The organism is Pedobacter sp. ASV28 (assembly GCF_016428855.1).
Classification (GTDB): domain Bacteria; phylum Bacteroidota; class Bacteroidia; order Sphingobacteriales; family Sphingobacteriaceae; genus Pedobacter.
Window position 1 is genome coordinate 58,904 of record NZ_JAELTN010000023.1, and the last position, 17,547, is coordinate 76,450.

A 17,547-nucleotide genomic window follows, 5' to 3' on the forward strand; every position below is an offset into this window, starting at 1 on the left:
AAGAATAGACAAAAAGATTGTAACGAAAAGCGGGGCTACATTTAAATAGCAGCACCCTTATTGCTTTTCAGAAAAACACCCAAAAAGCTAAACATCCAACAACCAAAAAACTAGGTACTTTCAAAAAAAAGGATAGTTTTGTACTAACACCAAAATGATATGAGCATGCAGAGTAATCCATTTAAGATAGGCGTAACTACCGAAATTGGAAGATTAAGGAAATTATTGGTACACAGCCCAGATAGTGGATTGGGCAAAGTAGTGCCCTCAAAAGCACAAGATTGGCTATTTGAAGACATTGTACACCTTTATACCATCCGAAGGAATGAATATGATTACTACATCAAGCTTTTGATGTATTTTCTCGATCCAGAAAAAATCAAGGGGAAATTGGCTGCTATTGATTCTGAAGAAGCCAATCGGGGCTTCTATAAGCCCAATCACCCAAATTTTCACCACTCTGAACAGGTAGTAGAAGTACAGAACCTACTGGCTGATATCTTAGCGGATACTTCAAAGAAAAAGAAGCTGACCGCAGCAGTCTGTGCCATAGAGGGCTGTACCTACAAGCTACAGCTCAAATTGATAGACACCGATCCGAAAGAGCTGGCAGAAATCTTCATTTCGGGTACAATGGCCGATGACACCATGATTTTTGCGCCCATTCCGAACTTGATTTTTACCCGCGATGTGGGCACTACCATTAACCAGTACATATTGCTGAACAAGCCTGCCAAAAAAGCTCGAGTACGCGAAACCTTGTTAATGCGCTATATTTTCTTCAACCATCCGTTTTTCGAAGCTTATCAAAATAATGTGCTCGAAATTCCCGACCCTACACAGCATTTTCTGCGACCAGGCGATGAGCCCAGTTTCCGTACCACTTTGGAAGGTGGCGATGTGATGATGGTAAGCCCCAACCATGTATTAATTGGCGTGAGCGAACGTACCTCTGAAGAAGGAGCCAACGAGGCCATCAAGCTTTTGTTCGACAATCATGTAGTAGATAAGGTCACCGTGGTAAAAATTCCTGCCAAACGCGATTATATGCACCTAGATACGGTTTTCACGCAGGTAAAAAGAGACACCTGGGTTATTCTACACAGTATTGCCCACAGTCCGGTTTATGATACGACCGAACCTATCCATTTTTTAAAAGAGCCAGAAAAGCTAGAAGCTACTACAGCCATACAATTCTACAAAGACAGACCAGGGCAGCCTAAGGTTTTTGAACATGTAGAAGCTTTATTGGATGATATTAGCAGGAATGAGCTCGGCAGTAATTCACCTACAAGAATCATTTACAGCGGTAATCATATTTTTCCGTACGACAGCCGGGAACAATGGACCGACTCCTGTAATTTATTGGCCCTAAAAGAAGGCGTAGTTTTAGGATACGACCGTAACGATAAAACGGTAGAGGCTTTCAAGGCAAATGGCTTTAATATCATAAAAGTGCAAGACCTGATCGCTGACCTGGAAAGTGGAAGAACCGATGCAGCTAGCTTAACCGATACCTTGATCTTAATGCCCTCGGCAGAACTTTCAAGAGCAAGAGGTGGTTTCCATTGTATGAGCCTACCCATTTTGAGAGACGAATTAAGTTCAAAGTAAAAAACTTACGACAGCACATTTTGGACTTTCAACTTTAAACTTTTCACTCCTATGCAAACAACATCACACCTATTAATGATCCGTCCGGTAGACTTCAAGTTTAATGAACAAACTGCCATTGACAATAAATTTCAGGTAGCCAGTGAACAGGAAAATGTGCAAGAAAAAGCATTGGCTGAATTTGACGGCTTTGTGGATATATTAAGAGAAAATGGCATAGATGTAAAGGTCATTAGCGATACTTTACAACCTGAAACACCCGATTCGATATTTCCCAACAACTGGGTCTCTTTCCATGAAGATGGCTCGGTTTATCTTTATCCCATGTTTTCGGCCAATAGAAGGTTGGAACGTCGAAAAGAAATAATTGAAGAACTTTCCCAAACCTTTGAAATAAACCATACCAGCGATTTAAGTTTCTACGAACAGCAGCATTTATTTTTGGAAGGTACGGGCAGCATGGTATTAGATAGGGAAAATAAAATTGCTTATGCTTGCCTAAGCATACGGACAGACCAGGAAGTATTGAACAATTTCTGTATGCTCACGGGTTATACTCCCATTGCTTTTCAGGCTGTCGATGCCCAAAATTATCCTATTTACCACACCAATGTGATGATGTGCGTGGCAGACCATTACGTAGTCATCTGTTTGGAAAGTATCAAGAAAATACAGGAAAGGGAAATGGTAAAACAAAGCCTGGTCAATAGCGGAAAGGAAGTGATAGAGATTAGTTTTGATCAGATGAACCACTTTGCCGGAAATATGCTGCAGCTGAACAATGCCGCTGGAGAAAAAATTTTGGTCATGTCTGCCCAGGCCTTAAGGTCGTTGCATGGCACCCAGATTACAAAACTGGAAAACTTTAACAGAATCATCACGGCACCGCTCTATACCATTGAACAAAACGGTGGCGGCAGTGCCAGGTGTATGTTGGCAGAAGTACATTTGCCGCTGAGGTAATATAATTACGGCAATTCCCAACAATTATTTACATTTAGGAAAAAATAATCTCTCATGAAAACTACCATCTTTATTATTTCCATTCTGATTATTAATACTCTTACAATCAAAGCTCAAGGTCTTTTTGGGAGAACATACAAAAAAGGATATTACTATAATAAGAACAATGAAAAAATAGAAGGGCTAGTTAGCTTCTTTGCATACTCAAATAGCTTTTACTACAAAAAAAATGAGGATGCCAAGTGGGAGAAGATAAAAATAGAAAATATAAAATCTATTGTAAGTACTGAGAGAACTGTATATTATGAAAGTGGGTTTAACTCTAAAAAAACACTTGAAAAATATATAGACAGTTTTTCTGTAAAGTCTGTTAATAAGGAAGGTAAAAATTTATACTTAGCCAAGTTAGTTCTAAGTAGTCCAGATATTAAAATTTGGTAATACTTACTCAAATGGGACAAGGTTATTTTTTAAGTTGTCTCACAATATCCTCGGCATCATATCTTGCTAGAAATTTTTCCAAAGTGGCTTTTAGGTCAGGAAGATGTTCTTGAATATAGGAATCGTATTGTTCTCGCTGTTCCTTGCTCAAGATTGATAACAAGGCTTTAAATTGATAGGACTTTAATACAGCATTTGCTCGTTTGACTTCTGAAGGTGTTAGTCCCATATGTTATAATTTGTTGATATACTAATATAAGTGTTATGTCTCATGTATAATCAATAAAATAGCTACTCATTCATAACAACTCAAACATTTATTTCACACTGTAATCAACTTGGAATTAACGAAATAAACACATTTTAGACATTTGTGGAAAAATATAAGTGTAACAGGTATGTTACATGTTGTTGCGTGTAGGATACTTTACTACCTTTGCTAAAGAATTAGAAACAGAAAACCCCGAATACATGAATCGCGAGTTCAAATAATCGGGGCGCTAACGTAGCCTAAGTTTCCAGCTCACTAAGAACGAATACTGAATCTTAGTCGCTTCCTAACAAGAAATTAAGAGCCTGACTAATGTCGGGCTTTTTAATTATTACTTCAAATGTACGCAGGTTTATTGATAACTTCGCAAATCATATGACACAAGTTTTCCACACCAAGAGCAAGGTAATTGTTAGATATTTAGAAGATTAACTAGCGAAACAGGATAACGCTGGGTAGGGATTATCTTATAAAAAAAAAGGTTCAGTGATTATTCTGAACCTTTTTCTTTATCGTCTTCTTTAGGTGCTGTCTTAGGTTTAATTCCTAAACTTAGTTTTACCAAATCCTCGAAAGAAGCATCTATTATAACTTTTTCATTATACTTTTCTTCAAGTTGCTTTTGTTTTTCCTTTCTGCTCTTTCCCTTCTTCTTTGCCATGATTTTATGCAGCTATATCCTTTGTTGAAGTAATCTAAAAATTGGTTATAAGTTTTAAATTCATTGAACATAAAACAAATATAAGAAAAAATTTGGAAATTTAAAAATAATTTCTTATTGATTTCTCTAGATAATTATACCATTTATAAAATATTTTTACTGCTGTATATTTATATGTATGGAAAATCAACACGAAAAATCTAGTATTGTAAATCTAATGTTAGACAACCAAGCTAATGATTATATACAGACAATAATGTATTACGTTAATTCAGATAAATATTCTGATTCAGAAAGAGTTGAGCTATCAAAGCAAAAACTCAAGGAATATCTTCATGATAGATATCATCAAATTCAGGAACTTGCGAATATGGATATTTTAGAACTAAGAAAGCTTTTAAATCCTTTGTAATTCCATTTTCTAACTCATTCTCCGTTAATAGTTTATAGTTCTCTGCCATAAACTTATTTACCAATGTGTCAACTTGATTATTAAATATATAAACTCTTGAATATTCAGAGAATGGAATTATGTGTGGATTTGTTTCTAAAGATAGTTCCCATTTATCAATAGCATAGCCTAGATTTTTGTACTCCCTCAATCTTATTGTTTCAATAGAATCCCTTATTACTTGCGCTTTCTTTACTGACTTCTCGTAAGAGTTCATCATTATTCCTCCAATAGTTTATTAATTTCTACCCCTAGACCATCGGCTATCTCGCACAGGTAGTATAAAGATGGGTTTACATTGCCCTTTTCCAACCTTTGTATTGACTGTTGGTCTTTATCAATAGAATATGCCAAATCTTTTTGTGTTATACCTTTTTCCTTGCGTATCTGCCTGATACGTTCACCGAGTCTCTTCAATATAACATCTTTCTTTTCCATCCGTATAAAGGAAAAGCTAAACCATTAAATAGAATACAACGTATTTGTTGTATTTTGAAAATAATTTCTATATAATTGCTTTTCACAAAATCAACAATCAATATGAAAAAACTCTCAATTCTTTTTTTCGCTTTATGCGTATTTGCTTCGTGCAAAAAATCAGGAACACCTAATGATGAAACAAAACAGAGCAACAATTGTAAGCTCATATCATACGATATGACAGCTTTTAAGGTGGATTACACCTATGATTCACAGAATAGGATAACAAAACAGTCATTTACCAATAATGGGGCTTCCTACGAACTACCTAGCTATAGAACATTTGAGTATGCCAACGATAAAGTCACCGTTACCGATTTTCCATCTAACAAAAAAATGTACTATACATTATCCAACAATAGGATTACAAGGTTGATGTATTCAGTAGATGAACCAAACAGATATTCTGATTTTACATATAATTCTGACGGCTATTTATCCACTATAAAGGATAATCATTGGTCGATTGGTAATAATAGGGCATTGACCTATACCAATGGCAATCTTACCAAACTAACTGTAGGTAGTGAAACTAGTACAATAGAATATTATGATAAGATAGCTCCAAGCGGCTTTGATATGGGCTTAAATAAGTTATTGGAATATGAATATATGTTAAGTGATAAAGTCGAACCATACATTATCCTTACATCATATTTAGGTAAACAGAGTAAGAATCTGATTAAGACAATCAGATTTCCATCAAGTAATGATTATATCAGATATGATTATGAATATGATTCGAGTGGCAAACCTATAAAGGTTACAATCACGTTAAGTGGCAACAGCAACAGAAGTTTTAGTGCTGATTTAAAATGGGAGTGCAACTAATATGTTAGAAAATAATCTATCGTCTCTAAAATCTCTGATATCATTACTGAAGATATTAGTACCTGTAGTAATGTTCTGCACTATGGGGTTTGTGTATTGGGCTACCAACTCAAGCAACATTATACTTTATACCATTCTTGGTATTGTAGGTTGTATAATTGGATATGTATATTTCTACCTAAGATATATAGCTGAAAAGAAATCGTTGGAGAATTATCTCTATTGTCTACAGAATAAGCAATTTACAGAAGCCTTGAACTATGGGAGGATGTACTATGCCATAAAAAGGAATGGCATTAGTGGTGCTGGTGGTGCAGGTCTTACAATATATGACGAACAGGCGATAAACAATGATATTGCTGCCTATTCTAAATAATTAAAGTTTATAATAATTAGAAACTAATACTATATATTTATGTAATTATTAAACCTAAACAAAAATTATATGGCTGAATTTATCGCACTCGACCAGGAAGACATTGAGAATTTTTCAAGAGAGCTTGAACATCTAACTGGAATTAATAACTTCATAGTAATTGCTTCAAATGCTTACCAAGACTCAGATGGCTACACTCGTTATTATGCCTTACTTGAGAAACCCGGGATTTGGGATTATCGTTATGTCATTAAAGACAAATTGGAAACAATAGATTCAAACACTTCTTCAATAGAAAGCAACACAAGATAATTTCTTCTAACTATTCTCAATTCTGTATGATGAATCTAACTCAATGCCGTGAAGCAATATCTAAAACAGGGAATTTAATTGGAAGACAAGTTCTCTACAATGAAAAAAAATATATAATTAATAAAGTTTTTCCAGCACCAGCAGATGGGAAGGTGAAAATTTTCCTTGTTGATTATTATCTGAATAATAGGGATGAAAAAGTTGCATTAAACAAGTTTCTTTCTTCCAAACATCTTGATGTATTTATTATGTGTAATCCATTTGAAGATAATCAACAAGATGTTCTTTTGAAACTAAGTGAAGTTGAACTACTTGATTCTTGATTTTCTTCTACATCAAAATCTATTTCTAAATCATTTAATGATAAGTGAGGAACTAAACAACCGCAAATAGCTATAGTTCCATTTATTATTTCTATTTCTTTTGTAATCTTCATAATCATAAATATCTTATTTATTGAAAATTCACGTCAAAACTTTTATTAAAATGGAAGAAGAACAATTCGATGAAATAATCAGCTCACTTGGCATGATTGAAACCAATACAGCTTGGATTACAATTACTCATAACGAACTTGAACAAGCCAATCAGAGATTACATAACCTTGAAATGGTAATGTTAGATAATAACAAACTCTTGAAGAGATTAGTAGAACTATTGGAAAAGAAAAAATAGAAGTAAAGTTATAGCTATGACTGATGAAAAATATAGAGAATTGGATATTATAATAAAAGATTAACTAGATAAATTATAATCTAAATCATATAATTGACAATGGGCGTAAAAGAAACAAAAGTTAAAAATTTTCTTCATGTAATAGGATGCTTGCATCGTCTAGATTTAGTTGTTGACGAACTTTCTACTATTTATAAAAGACGAAAAGGTAAAGAGTATCATTTTGTATCTCAACATACTTTTAAGATTTATCATATGGGTCTGATGTATGTTTTCATATGTGAATATTGCAAGCTATTAGAAGGTGATAATAACAAAAAAGATGAAAATTGGGGGTCTTTGACTAAATTAAATGAAAAGATTAGAAAAGTTCACCAAGATTACAAACATTATGAGTTGGTGAAATCAAAAATTGACACTCTACAGCAATCCACTTTTCACTTAAAAAACATCAGAAAAATAAGAGATTCTACATTTGCTCATTTAGATAAAAAAGGTGAACCATTTACAGTGACTGCGTTTGAGGATGATGAGTTTAAAACTGCAAAAGAACACGTTGCAGAAATGATAGAGATATTAAACTTATGTGGTCAAGTATATAATACCGATTATGATGTAAAAATTAGAAATAATTTTACCGAAAAGTTTATAAATGAGTATGCTAAATTTTATGAAACACCTGAAGAAATGCTTAACAGTTTTTTAGGGAAAAACTAACCTCAGAGAGTTAAAAATTGGTTTGATTATTAGCAATTATTACTAGTGTAAAGTAATATATCATTGCGTATAATTAATATAAAATCCCTTGATATTCAAAACAAGGGATTTTTTTTACTTGACTTTTATAAGTTTTAGTTTATTTTAATCAGAAAATTAACCTTGTCCCATTTGGGTAAGTGTTACCTAAAATTTATACTAAAACTAAACGCCCACAAAATTCGGCACCAGGAGTATCTGTTACTCAGTCCGCTATATCGAGCACCGCATCTTCAAACCATATCGCCTGGAAAGATGGTGGTATAGGCTCTGAACAAACCATCTTTATGTTTGAGAAAGATGGGGTGACCTTTGAATTCACGAAAAAGAACTATAAGACTATTCTTTCTGAAGTTTTTACCAATAACCCCAAAATACTAAATATCATTAATGAAAGTAAATTTAAAAACCTAGGTGATATTATATCTAAGTATTAAATTAGACATTCATTCATCTTTTACCATCGTTTCTAGTTTACAATCACAAAGCGTTTACATAGTAAACTAATGTCGGCTATGGTTAGCTTTAAGATTGCTCCGTGTCTGGCAATGAAAGGATTTTTAATTTTTTACATTGTGTTTCGTTAACCAAACCTGATTGAAACGAAAATACTTTTTGTTTTACACCTTGTCATCCTGAACGCTAATGAAGGATCCAAAAGTTAAAGTAATTCATAAATAGATTCTTCCCCGATCTATCGGGTCAAGCCGTTCCTCGGAAGATAGGATGCCTAAACAAAAAGATTGTAGTAAAAAGCCGGACTTTCGGAACCGAAATACCACTACCATGGCTTTACAAATATTAAGCAAAAGAATTAGTGCCAAATACCCTAAAACATTATATCAATTTTAGTTTTACTACAAAAGTTGAAAAAACAAAGCAACCCTAACCTAACTAAAAAGAAATCAGAAACTTACATCGAACACAAAAGTTACCTAACTGGTTAAAAAACTAAAAACTAAATCTCTTTTTTGGAGTTAATATAAAAATGTTATTTGTGATACATTTTTCTCGAATTAAAATTACATTTTTGCAAAAAAAATTGAACAATGCAGAGTTACGAAGAGTTTCTTGATCTAAGTGTTGGCTTTCCGCAAGAAGGCTATAGTATTATAGATGATGAATTATATTTCCACGATTTAAATCTGATGGAAATGATTGAAACTTACGGCACGCCGTTACGTTTCACCTACCTGCCCATGGTGAGCAAAAAAATTCAGCAGGCAAAACTATTGTTTCAAACGGCAATTATCAAGAACAACTATAGAGGCGACTATAAATACTGCTATTGTACTAAAAGTTCTCACTTTAAGCATATCGTAGAAGAAGCTTTAAAAAACGACATTCACTTAGAAACATCATCGGCTTTCGATATGCCTATGATTGAGGCCTTAGAGAAAAAAGGTAACCTCACCAAGGATACCACCATAATTTGCAATGGCTTTAAAACCTTTCAATACAAACAATACATCATTGATATGCTGCATGATGGCTTCAAGAATATTATTCCCGTATTGGACAACAAGGAAGAATTTAACCTTTACGATGATGAAATAGAGTTGGATACACCATGTAATTTGGGAATTCGTATCGCAGCAGAAGAACAACCAGACTCGCAGTTTTATACCTCACGCTTGGGGGTACGTATGGAGGATGTAATTGATTTTTACAACAGTAAGATTTCGGCCAATCCTAATTTTAGGGTAAAATTACTGCATTTCTTCATTAACTCAGGTATCTCCGATACTCCTTATTACTGGAATGAGCTGGAGAAATATGTAACCTTGTATTGTAAGTTCAAAAAAATCAACCCAGAACTAGACACTTTGGATATTGGTGGAGGAATGCCATTTAAGGATAGCCTGGTATTCGATTTCGATTACGAATATATGGTAAACGAGATTGTAAAAAGGATCAAAGAGATTTGTGCCGAACATGAAGTGGTAGAGCCAGATATCATTACCGAATTTGGAAAATATACCGTGGCAGAGGCTTCTGGTATTTTATATAAAGTATTGGGACGTAAGCAACAGAACGACCGTGAAAAATGGTTGATGCTCGATGGCTCGTTCATTACCAACCTACCCGATGTATGGGCACTGAACCAGAAATATGTACTGTTGCCCATTAATAATTGGGATGCGGAATATGAACGTGTAAACTTAGGGGGCATTACCTGCGATGGTCAAGATTACTACAACCAGGAAGCCCACATGAACAGTGTATTTATGCCCAAAACACGCAAGGTACAATACCTTGGCTTCTTTAATACTGGCGCATACCAAGAAGTGTTAAGTGGTTATGGCGGCATACACCACTGCCTATTGCCTAGTCCAAAACATGTGATCATCCGTAGAAACCGAGATGAAACTTTTAACTTCGAAGTTTTTGGAGAAGAACAAAACAGTAAGCAAGTGCTTAAAATCTTAGGTTATACCTAGGCGAAATTTATTGGATAAATTACAACTGATCCTTCTCGAAAGAGAGGGATTTTTTGTTGGCGATAATCTTGCTGTAAAGCTAAGATGAACTAAGCTAGTAATCATTTCTTCGTATTTCATCAACCATCCAAGATATATTAAAAAACCTTAGGACCTACATCCTAAAGCTAAGGTGAACTGAAGTGCCTAATATGGTAACCATTTCTTAGCTTTTCATCAAACAGCTCAAGGCAGATTAAAAACTTAGTGGTCTTCCTCTAAAGAATTTAAAAACAAAATAGCCACAAATTTTAAACTTTTCGGTAAATTGGATTAATCCTTGCATCGAATTGCCATGTTAAAAGACATTAAGCTTAACAATATTTTCGTCATCGATATTGAAACTGTTCCCCAATATGAACGTTTTGAAGAAATGGCTTCACCATTACAGGAATTGTGGGAACATAAAACCAGGAACCTGCGCAAAGAAGAACAAACTGCTGCCGAGTTTTATGAACGTGCAGGAATATGGGCCGAATTTGGTAAAATTATCTGCATCAGTATAGGATTTTTTCATAAACAAGATCATCAGGAACACTTAAGGGTCAGTTCTTTTGCTGGCCATGAAGAAAAACAACTATTGCAGCAATTCATTGAGCTGCTCAATAAACAGTCTCCAGATCTACAATTATGTGCGCATAACGGAAAAGAGTTCGATTTCCCCTATCTCTGCAGGCGCTTATTAATCAATGGGCTGCCCATTCCCATACCACTACAGATTTCTGGTAAGCGTCCATGGGAAATCCATCATATCGACACTATGGAACTATGGAAGTTCGGCGATTATAAAAACTTCACCTCATTAAACCTATTGGCTACTGTTCTCCAGCTCCCCACTCCTAAGGAGGATATAGATGGCAGCATGGTCAAGCAAGTTTATTACCAAGAGAACAACCTGCCACGTATTGTTCAATATTGTCAAAAAGATGTAATCACCACAGCACAAGTCTTATTACGTTTTAAAGGATTAGCTGCAATTCCCGAAGAATATATTACCTTAGTAAAGTAATGCTTAACGTAAAAAATCTTGCCATCCAATTTTATAACCAGGAAGAAAAAAGCTGGTTAACTACTGTCCATGACATCAACTTTAGCCTTAACAAGGGCAAGGTATTGGGCATTGTTGGAGAATCAGGCTCTGGCAAATCAGTGACTTCTTTTTCCATCATGCGTTTGCATGACCCCAAGAATACAAAAATTAATGGATCTATAGATTTTGAGCACATCGACCTGCTAGACCTTTCAGATAAGGAAATCAGAAAATATCGTGGAAACAAGATCTCTATGATATTTCAAGAACCGATGACCTCCTTAAATCCTGTGTTTACCTGTGGGTATCAGGTTCAGGAAGCCATCATCCTACATCAACAGGTAGACAAACAGCTAGCAAAAGAACAGACCATTGCGCTCTTTAAGGAAGTCCAACTGCCCAGGCCAGAAAATATTTTTGAGAGTTACCCCCATCAGTTATCAGGCGGCCAAAAACAACGTGTTATGATTGCTATGGCCTTGAGCTGCAATCCCGAGCTGCTCATTGCCGACGAACCTACCACAGCTCTAGATGTAACCGTACAAAAAACCATTCTTCAATTATTGTTGCGCTTAAAAAATGAACGCAACATGGCCATGATCTTTATATCACATGATTTGGGTCTGATGAGTGAAATTGCAGATGAGCTATTGGTCATGTACAAAGGGAATATTGTGGAACAAGGCCCGGCCAGGCAGTTATTTGATCATCCACAACATCCCTATACTAAAGGATTGCTGGCCTGTCGGCCATCTCCCAAAAGATCATTAAAAAAATTGCCAACCGTTGCCGATTTTCTGAATGAAGATCAGCATGTTGGCCTACAACATTTACTAGAACAAAATACCTATAATGAATTTGAGATCATAGAAAGAAGAAAATTGCTTTATGTGCAACAGCCCATTTTACAAGTGAAGGATATTTGTACCTGGTACCCTATCAAAAAAGGCTTGTTCGGCAAAACCAATGATTTTGTAAAAGCAGTTGACAATATTTCTTTTGAGGTATATCCTGGTGAAACCCTTGGTTTAGTGGGCGAATCAGGTTGTGGAAAAACCACTTTGGGCCGTACCATACTGCGTTTGGTAGAACCTACTTCCGGACAATTAATTTTCGAAGGCAAAGACATTACACACCTTAAAAAAGCTGAACTGCGCAAACTCAGAAGAGAGATACAGATTATCTTCCAAGATCCCTACTCTTCTCTAAACCCCAGAATAACGGTAGGCCAATCAATCATGGAACCTTTACAGGTACACCAAGTTTTTGCCAACGATACCGATAGGAAGGCACATGTGCTCCATTTATTGGAAAAGGTAAACCTAGAGCCCGTACATTTCGATCGTTACCCACATGAATTTTCAGGGGGCCAACGTCAGCGTATCGTTATTGCCAGGGCCTTGGCCCTACAGCCCAAATTTATTATTTGCGACGAATCCGTTTCTGCATTAGACGTATCGGTACAGGCACAGGTATTAAATCTATTAAGAGACCTACAAGAAGAATTTGGCCTGACCTATATTTTCATCTCTCATGACCTTGCCGTAGTCAAACATATTTCCGATCGTATGATTGTGATGAATAAAGGAAAAATAGAAGAACAGGGATTTTCAGATACCATCTACCAACACCCTAAAGCAGCCTACACACAGAAGTTGATTGAAGCCATACCTGGGAATTTCTAACTTCAAAAACCGTAGAAGAATTTACTCAAAAAAACATAAAATTCCACATTTAAAAATCAGTTCCACAGGTGTATATTTTATAAAATAGTCTCAGATACATGAAAATAGATACTTTTACTTCCAACAGATATTTGGCACTATTTTTTCTTTATTAGTTTAAACCGTATCAATAAAAACCAAAAAAAATGTTAAAAAACAAGTACCTATTAGTTGCCGCGCTCTTGTTATCTGCAACTATTTACTCTTGTAAAAAAGAAGCGCAAGATATAGTTCAGGAAGATGGAGCAAGTAAAATCATTAAAATCAACAATGGCACCTCTTCAAGCCGTGTTGATCTGACCAATGAAGGAATAACCCTAGATTTTCAAAATGTATCTGATGTTAGCACCTCCAACACGGTAACTACAAATGCCGCAACGGATGCTTTTCCTTATCAATTAGTTTATAAAGGAAAAATCAACCCTCAAATTGGTGTGAACAACAATGAACTTAGCGCCCTTGAGGTTTCGGCCTATGGTAATTATTATGCCATTGCCTACCAAACCCCTGGCGATGCCTATGGCGGTGGTGTAGATGTTATTCAAATTCAATCTGGCACCCCTCAATTAGTTTCTTCAGTCAGTACTCCAGATGCAGATATTACCTGTATCAATAACGGCGGCGGTCGCCTCTACTTGGGGATGGACCTTAAAACTTATGAAACTTATGACTATCCGGCTCCTGCTGTAGTTGGCGTAGTTAGAACAAGCGGTGGTAGCTTGGCTGACCCTCAAGTGGTAGGTTTAGAAGGCTACTCTACCAAAGATGTAAAATACAACCAAAACAATGGAAAGGTTTATGCGGCGTCTTCTTCAAATGGAGGTGTAAGCATTATCTCCTTCGATGGCCAAAAAGCAAGCAGGACCGCCTTTCAACCATATGGTGGGGCAAGATCTATTACCATATCCAACCAAGACATTATAGCAACCAATGGTTACAGTTATGCAACTTTCAACGCTAATACAGCTGCCGAAACCAATTATAAGTGGTGGCCTGTACCGAGCAATAATATAAATATTGGTAGTGTAGCCTCCTTAGATAATGGAAACTTTATCTTTGGTAACAACTACTATCTAATTTATGTAGATAAGACTACCGGCGAATTAATCAACCAAGTTGATGTAGGCGGATGGGTAAATTCTATTTCTATTGTAAGTGATAAAATCTATATTTCTACAGGCAATAGCCTAGTGGTAGCAACCATTGAAAACAATAAAATTAAAATTCTTGCAAAAACACATTTCTCAAGTACTTTCGGCGGAGATTTCAACGTAATAAGTTCTAGAATTGCAGGCAACTATGTATTTGTGGCATGTGGGAAGAGAGGTACTTATGTGTTCAACCTCAAAAAATCTTAATTGATATAATTGTTATTTTTTTTAAGCCCAGACTTAGTCTGGGCTTTTTTGTTGTGCATTATGCTTATCATATTTTTTCAATAATTCGATAAAAACACCCCATACTAAGCATACATTTCTTATCTTCGGTACCATTGGTATACAATTATGGCAAAAAATAAAAATGTTCAGTTCAAACTTGTCCTCACTCAGCTAATTAGTGATATTTTCGAAAAAAACAAAAATATTTCCCTCAATCACAAGCAAGTTGCTGCCCGCCTTAACCTTAGCGATAAGGTAGCTATAGACACCATTTTAGAAGTGCTCATTGAGCAAACTGAAAAAGGTTTGTTCATAAGGCCAGAACGAGGGAAATTCAAACTCAAAGAATTAAAAACCTTTGTGACTGGAACAGTAGATATGACTGCCGACGGCTCAGCTTTTATTGTGCCCGACGATGAATTTGAAAAAGACATTTTTGTGGGTCCAAGAAAGCTGCGTAATGCGCTTCATGGAGATAAAGTTAAAGTTTATGTTTTTGCCAAGAAAAGTGGCGGAAGGAGAAATGAAGGAGAAATTGTCGAAATCATTAAACGTACCAAAACAGAATTTATCGGCGTAGCCAAAATATCTGATCGGTTTGCTTTTGTTATTCCTGATGACAGAAAGATGCTACATGATATTTTTGTTCCCCTAGGTGATATTAATGGTGCAAAAAACGGACAAAAAGTACAAGTATCACTTACAGATTGGCCTGAGGGCGCCAAAAATCCTATTGGAAAAATTATCCATATCTTAGGTAATCAAGGCGAAAACAATACCGAGATGAACGCCATTTTGGCCGAATATGGTTTTCCACTAAACTTTCCTTCCGAAGTAGAAAAAGAGGCTAATGCCATTTCGGAAACCATAACCGAAGAAGAAATAAAAGGCCGCAGGGATTTTCGTGATACCGTTACCTTTACCATTGATCCCATTGATGCCAAAGATTTTGATGATGCCATTTCTTTTAAAAAATTAGACAATGGCCATTACGAAATTGGTGTACATATTGCCGATGTATCTCATTATGTAATCCCAAATAGCAGTTTGGATAAAGAAGCCTATCACAGGGCCACTTCTGTTTATCTGGTAGACAGGGTAATCCCCATGCTGCCTGAACGCTTAAGCAACGGGGTATGTTCTCTTCGTCCGCATGAAGATAAGCTTTGTTTCTCGGCTGTTTTTGAAATGGATGACCAGGCAAATATCCTCCAACAATGGTTTGGCCGAACTGTAATCCATTCCAACAGGCGCTTCACCTATGAAGAAGCCCAGGAAGTAATCGAAACCAAACAAGGAGATTACGTCGAGGAAATCTTGAAACTGAACGAACTGGCTTATATTTTAAGAGATGCAAAATTTAAAAATGGGGCCATCAGTTTTGAAAGTGCTGAAGTTAAATTCAAATTAGATGAATCTGGCAAGCCTATTGGCGTTTACGTAAAGGAAAGAAAAGATGCCCATAAGCTTATAGAAGATTTTATGCTCTTGGCCAACAAAAAGGTGGCCGAATTCGTTGCGAAAAAGGGCAAAGGGAAACAAAAATATACCTTTGTTTATCGTTCACATGATTCTCCAAACCTGGAAAACCTAAATAGTTTTGCTTCTTTTGCTTCCCGTTTCGGCTATAAGATCAATACCAAATCAGATAAGGAAATTGCCAAATCACTTAACTTCCTAATGGAAGATGTAGAAGGTAAGAAAGAACAAAATATTCTTACTTCACTGGCCATCCGTTCTATGGCCAAGGCTGTTTATACAACCAAAAAAAGCAGCCATTACGGGTTGGCATTTGATTATTATACACATTTCACCTCCCCTATCCGTCGTTATCCCGATGTGATGGTACACCGCCTTTTAGCCTTGTACCTAGAAGGTGGCAAATCGGCCAATGCCGAGGAATACGAAACGGCAAGTTCTCATTCTTCTGCTATGGAAAAAAGAGCTGCAGACGCCGAAAGAGCTTCCATAAAGTATAAACAGGCCGAATATCTGGAAAACAATATTGGTTCTACCTATATGGGTATCATCTCTGGCGTAACCGAATGGGGCATGTACGTAGAAATTGAAGAAAACAAATGCGAAGGAATGATTCGCCTGCGTGACATTAGCGACGATTTTTATGTGCTCGATGAAAAAAACTATTGTATTATTGGCCAACGTAAAAAACGCAAATACCAATTGGGCGATGAGGTAAAAATTAAGGTAAAAAAAGTAGATCTATCCAAGCGACAAATAGATTTCTCATTGATACAAGATTAACATATGCTGCACTATCGTTTACTCTTTTTAATGCTCATCACCTGCATAAATAGCTATGCACAAAACATACAGGGCAAAGTAGTTGATGAACTTACCGGTACAGGCATCCCATTTGTTTCCATCGGTATAATGGGCACCAATAATGCAACTGTAAGTAATGAAAATGGGGAATTTGTCTTAAAAAGTGCCAATTTTCCTGCAAAACTACGATATAGCCATGTGAGCTATTTTACAGCAGACCAAGAAGTGACTTCTCCATCTACTACGCTATTGGTCAAGCTAAAGCCTGCTGCCATTAACCTCAACATGGTTACTGTTGACCCCTATAAAGGACTAAGAATTCTAAAGGCGGCCTTAGAAAAAGCAAGGGTCAATGAAAATCTCAACTTCTATGGGAATGCTTTCTACAGACAACTAACTTCGTTGAACGATAGACCAAGCCAGATCTATGAGCTTTTCTACGATCTGGAACTTAATGCACATAAAGTGAAAGGTTGGATCGCCAAACAAAGTAGATTTGCCGAACTTAATGAGAAAATCGCTTTTTCGCTCAACAACCAATCTTACCTTACCTTCACTTTTGGGGGTTACCTACTTCCTGAAAAAACCGGAAAGTTTGTAAGCCTAAATAATTTAAAGGATTTTGATATTGCTGTAGAAAAATACATTGAGCAACCCAACCAAGATATTGCCGTAATAAGTTGTAAATATAAAGGCAGTAATAAAAAGCAATATTATACCAATCTGTCTCTTATACACATCTCCGAGCCCACGAGACCTGCGTAAAAAAGGGGGGGGGGGGGGGGGGGGGGGGGGGGGGGGGGGGGGGGGGGGGGGGGGG

At 36.3% G+C, this 17,547-nt stretch carries 20 protein-coding genes; 16 read left to right on the forward strand and 4 right to left on the reverse strand.

Annotated features, from left to right (window positions below):
• Positions 1-165 precede the first annotated feature (165 nt).
• Genes JHD79_RS10595 through JHD79_RS10605 form a run of 3 tightly spaced genes read left to right on the forward strand, consistent with a single transcriptional unit; the run spans position 166 to position 3,018 of the window.
• A complete protein-coding gene (locus JHD79_RS10595; RefSeq protein ID WP_370583319.1) occupies positions 166-1,614 on the forward strand; it encodes an arginine deiminase family protein in 1,449 nt (482 codons plus the stop codon).
• 51 nt (positions 1,615-1,665) lie between these two features.
• On the forward strand, positions 1,666-2,577 hold the full coding sequence (gene ctlX, locus JHD79_RS10600; protein WP_199119206.1) for a citrulline utilization hydrolase CtlX: 912 nt from the start codon (positions 1,666-1,668) through the stop codon (positions 2,575-2,577).
• 54 nt (positions 2,578-2,631) lie between these two features.
• Positions 2,632-3,018, forward strand: a complete 387-nt coding sequence (locus tag JHD79_RS10605; protein ID WP_199119207.1) for a hypothetical protein — start codon at positions 2,632-2,634, stop codon at positions 3,016-3,018.
• 22 nt (positions 3,019-3,040) lie between these two features.
• Here the strand turns inward: JHD79_RS10605 and JHD79_RS10610 are convergent, their stop codons facing one another.
• From JHD79_RS10610 to JHD79_RS10625, 4 genes are all read right to left on the reverse strand, one after another.
• Entirely contained in the window at positions 3,041-3,247 is a 207-nt protein-coding gene (locus JHD79_RS10610; RefSeq protein ID WP_199119208.1) for a hypothetical protein, read from the reverse strand.
• A 532-nt stretch (positions 3,248-3,779) separates the two neighbouring features.
• Positions 3,780-3,950, reverse strand: a complete 171-nt coding sequence (locus JHD79_RS10615) for a hypothetical protein (protein WP_199119209.1) — start codon at positions 3,948-3,950, stop codon at positions 3,780-3,782.
• A 320-nt stretch (positions 3,951-4,270) separates the two neighbouring features.
• Entirely contained in the window at positions 4,271-4,621 is a 351-nt protein-coding gene (locus tag JHD79_RS10620) for a hypothetical protein (RefSeq protein WP_199119210.1), read from the reverse strand.
• Positions 4,621-4,839, reverse strand: a complete 219-nt coding sequence (locus JHD79_RS10625) for a helix-turn-helix domain-containing protein (protein ID WP_199119211.1) — start codon at positions 4,837-4,839, stop codon at positions 4,621-4,623. The genes JHD79_RS10620 and JHD79_RS10625 overlap by 1 nt, the downstream gene beginning before the upstream one ends.
• A 102-nt stretch (positions 4,840-4,941) precedes the next feature.
• Here JHD79_RS10625 and JHD79_RS10630 point away from each other — a divergent pair, with 102 nt between their 5' ends.
• The 13 genes from JHD79_RS10630 (at position 4,942) to JHD79_RS10690 (ending at position 17,492) form a co-directional block, all read left to right on the forward strand.
• On the forward strand, positions 4,942-5,712 hold the full coding sequence (locus JHD79_RS10630; RefSeq protein WP_199119212.1) for a DUF4595 domain-containing protein: 771 nt from the start codon (positions 4,942-4,944) through the stop codon (positions 5,710-5,712).
• A 1-nt stretch (position 5,713) separates the two neighbouring features.
• Positions 5,714-6,088, forward strand: a complete 375-nt coding sequence (locus JHD79_RS10635; protein ID WP_199119213.1) for a hypothetical protein — start codon at positions 5,714-5,716, stop codon at positions 6,086-6,088.
• A 69-nt stretch (positions 6,089-6,157) separates the two neighbouring features.
• Complete coding sequence (locus JHD79_RS10640) at positions 6,158-6,400, forward strand: hypothetical protein (RefSeq protein ID WP_199119214.1); 243 nt, start codon at positions 6,158-6,160, stop codon at positions 6,398-6,400.
• 26 nt (positions 6,401-6,426) lie between these two features.
• A complete protein-coding gene (locus JHD79_RS10645; RefSeq protein ID WP_199119215.1) occupies positions 6,427-6,723 on the forward strand; it encodes a hypothetical protein in 297 nt (98 codons plus the stop codon).
• Between the two features lie 163 nt (positions 6,724-6,886).
• A complete protein-coding gene (locus tag JHD79_RS10650; protein WP_199119216.1) occupies positions 6,887-7,075 on the forward strand; it encodes a hypothetical protein in 189 nt (62 codons plus the stop codon).
• Positions 7,076-7,174: 99 nt separating this feature from the next.
• The gene (locus tag JHD79_RS10655) at positions 7,175-7,792 is read left to right on the forward strand and encodes a hypothetical protein (RefSeq protein ID WP_199119217.1); all 618 of its coding nucleotides are present in this window, start codon (positions 7,175-7,177) and stop codon (positions 7,790-7,792) included.
• A gap of 179 nt (positions 7,793-7,971) precedes the next feature.
• Complete coding sequence (locus JHD79_RS10660; RefSeq protein WP_199119218.1) at positions 7,972-8,268, forward strand: hypothetical protein; 297 nt, start codon at positions 7,972-7,974, stop codon at positions 8,266-8,268.
• Positions 8,269-8,880: 612 nt separating this feature from the next.
• Positions 8,881-10,272, forward strand: a complete 1,392-nt coding sequence (locus JHD79_RS10665) for an arginine decarboxylase (protein WP_199119219.1) — start codon at positions 8,881-8,883, stop codon at positions 10,270-10,272.
• Between the two features lie 334 nt (positions 10,273-10,606).
• Positions 10,607-11,320, forward strand: a complete 714-nt coding sequence (locus tag JHD79_RS10670) for a 3'-5' exonuclease (protein ID WP_199119220.1) — start codon at positions 10,607-10,609, stop codon at positions 11,318-11,320.
• Positions 11,320-13,026: an ABC transporter ATP-binding protein gene (locus JHD79_RS10675; protein WP_199119221.1), complete on the forward strand. Its 1,707-nt coding sequence runs from the start codon at positions 11,320-11,322 to the stop codon at positions 13,024-13,026. The genes JHD79_RS10670 and JHD79_RS10675 overlap by 1 nt, the downstream gene beginning before the upstream one ends.
• 185 nt (positions 13,027-13,211) lie before the next feature.
• On the forward strand, positions 13,212-14,423 hold the full coding sequence (locus JHD79_RS10680; RefSeq protein ID WP_199119222.1) for a hypothetical protein: 1,212 nt from the start codon (positions 13,212-13,214) through the stop codon (positions 14,421-14,423).
• Between the two features lie 147 nt (positions 14,424-14,570).
• Positions 14,571-16,706: a ribonuclease R gene (rnr, locus tag JHD79_RS10685; protein WP_199119223.1), complete on the forward strand. Its 2,136-nt coding sequence runs from the start codon at positions 14,571-14,573 to the stop codon at positions 16,704-16,706.
• 3 nt (positions 16,707-16,709) lie between these two features.
• Positions 16,710-17,492, forward strand: coding sequence for a carboxypeptidase-like regulatory domain-containing protein (locus tag JHD79_RS10690; RefSeq protein ID WP_199119224.1), 783 nt, complete (start codon positions 16,710-16,712; stop codon positions 17,490-17,492).
• Positions 17,493-17,547 lie beyond the last annotated feature (55 nt).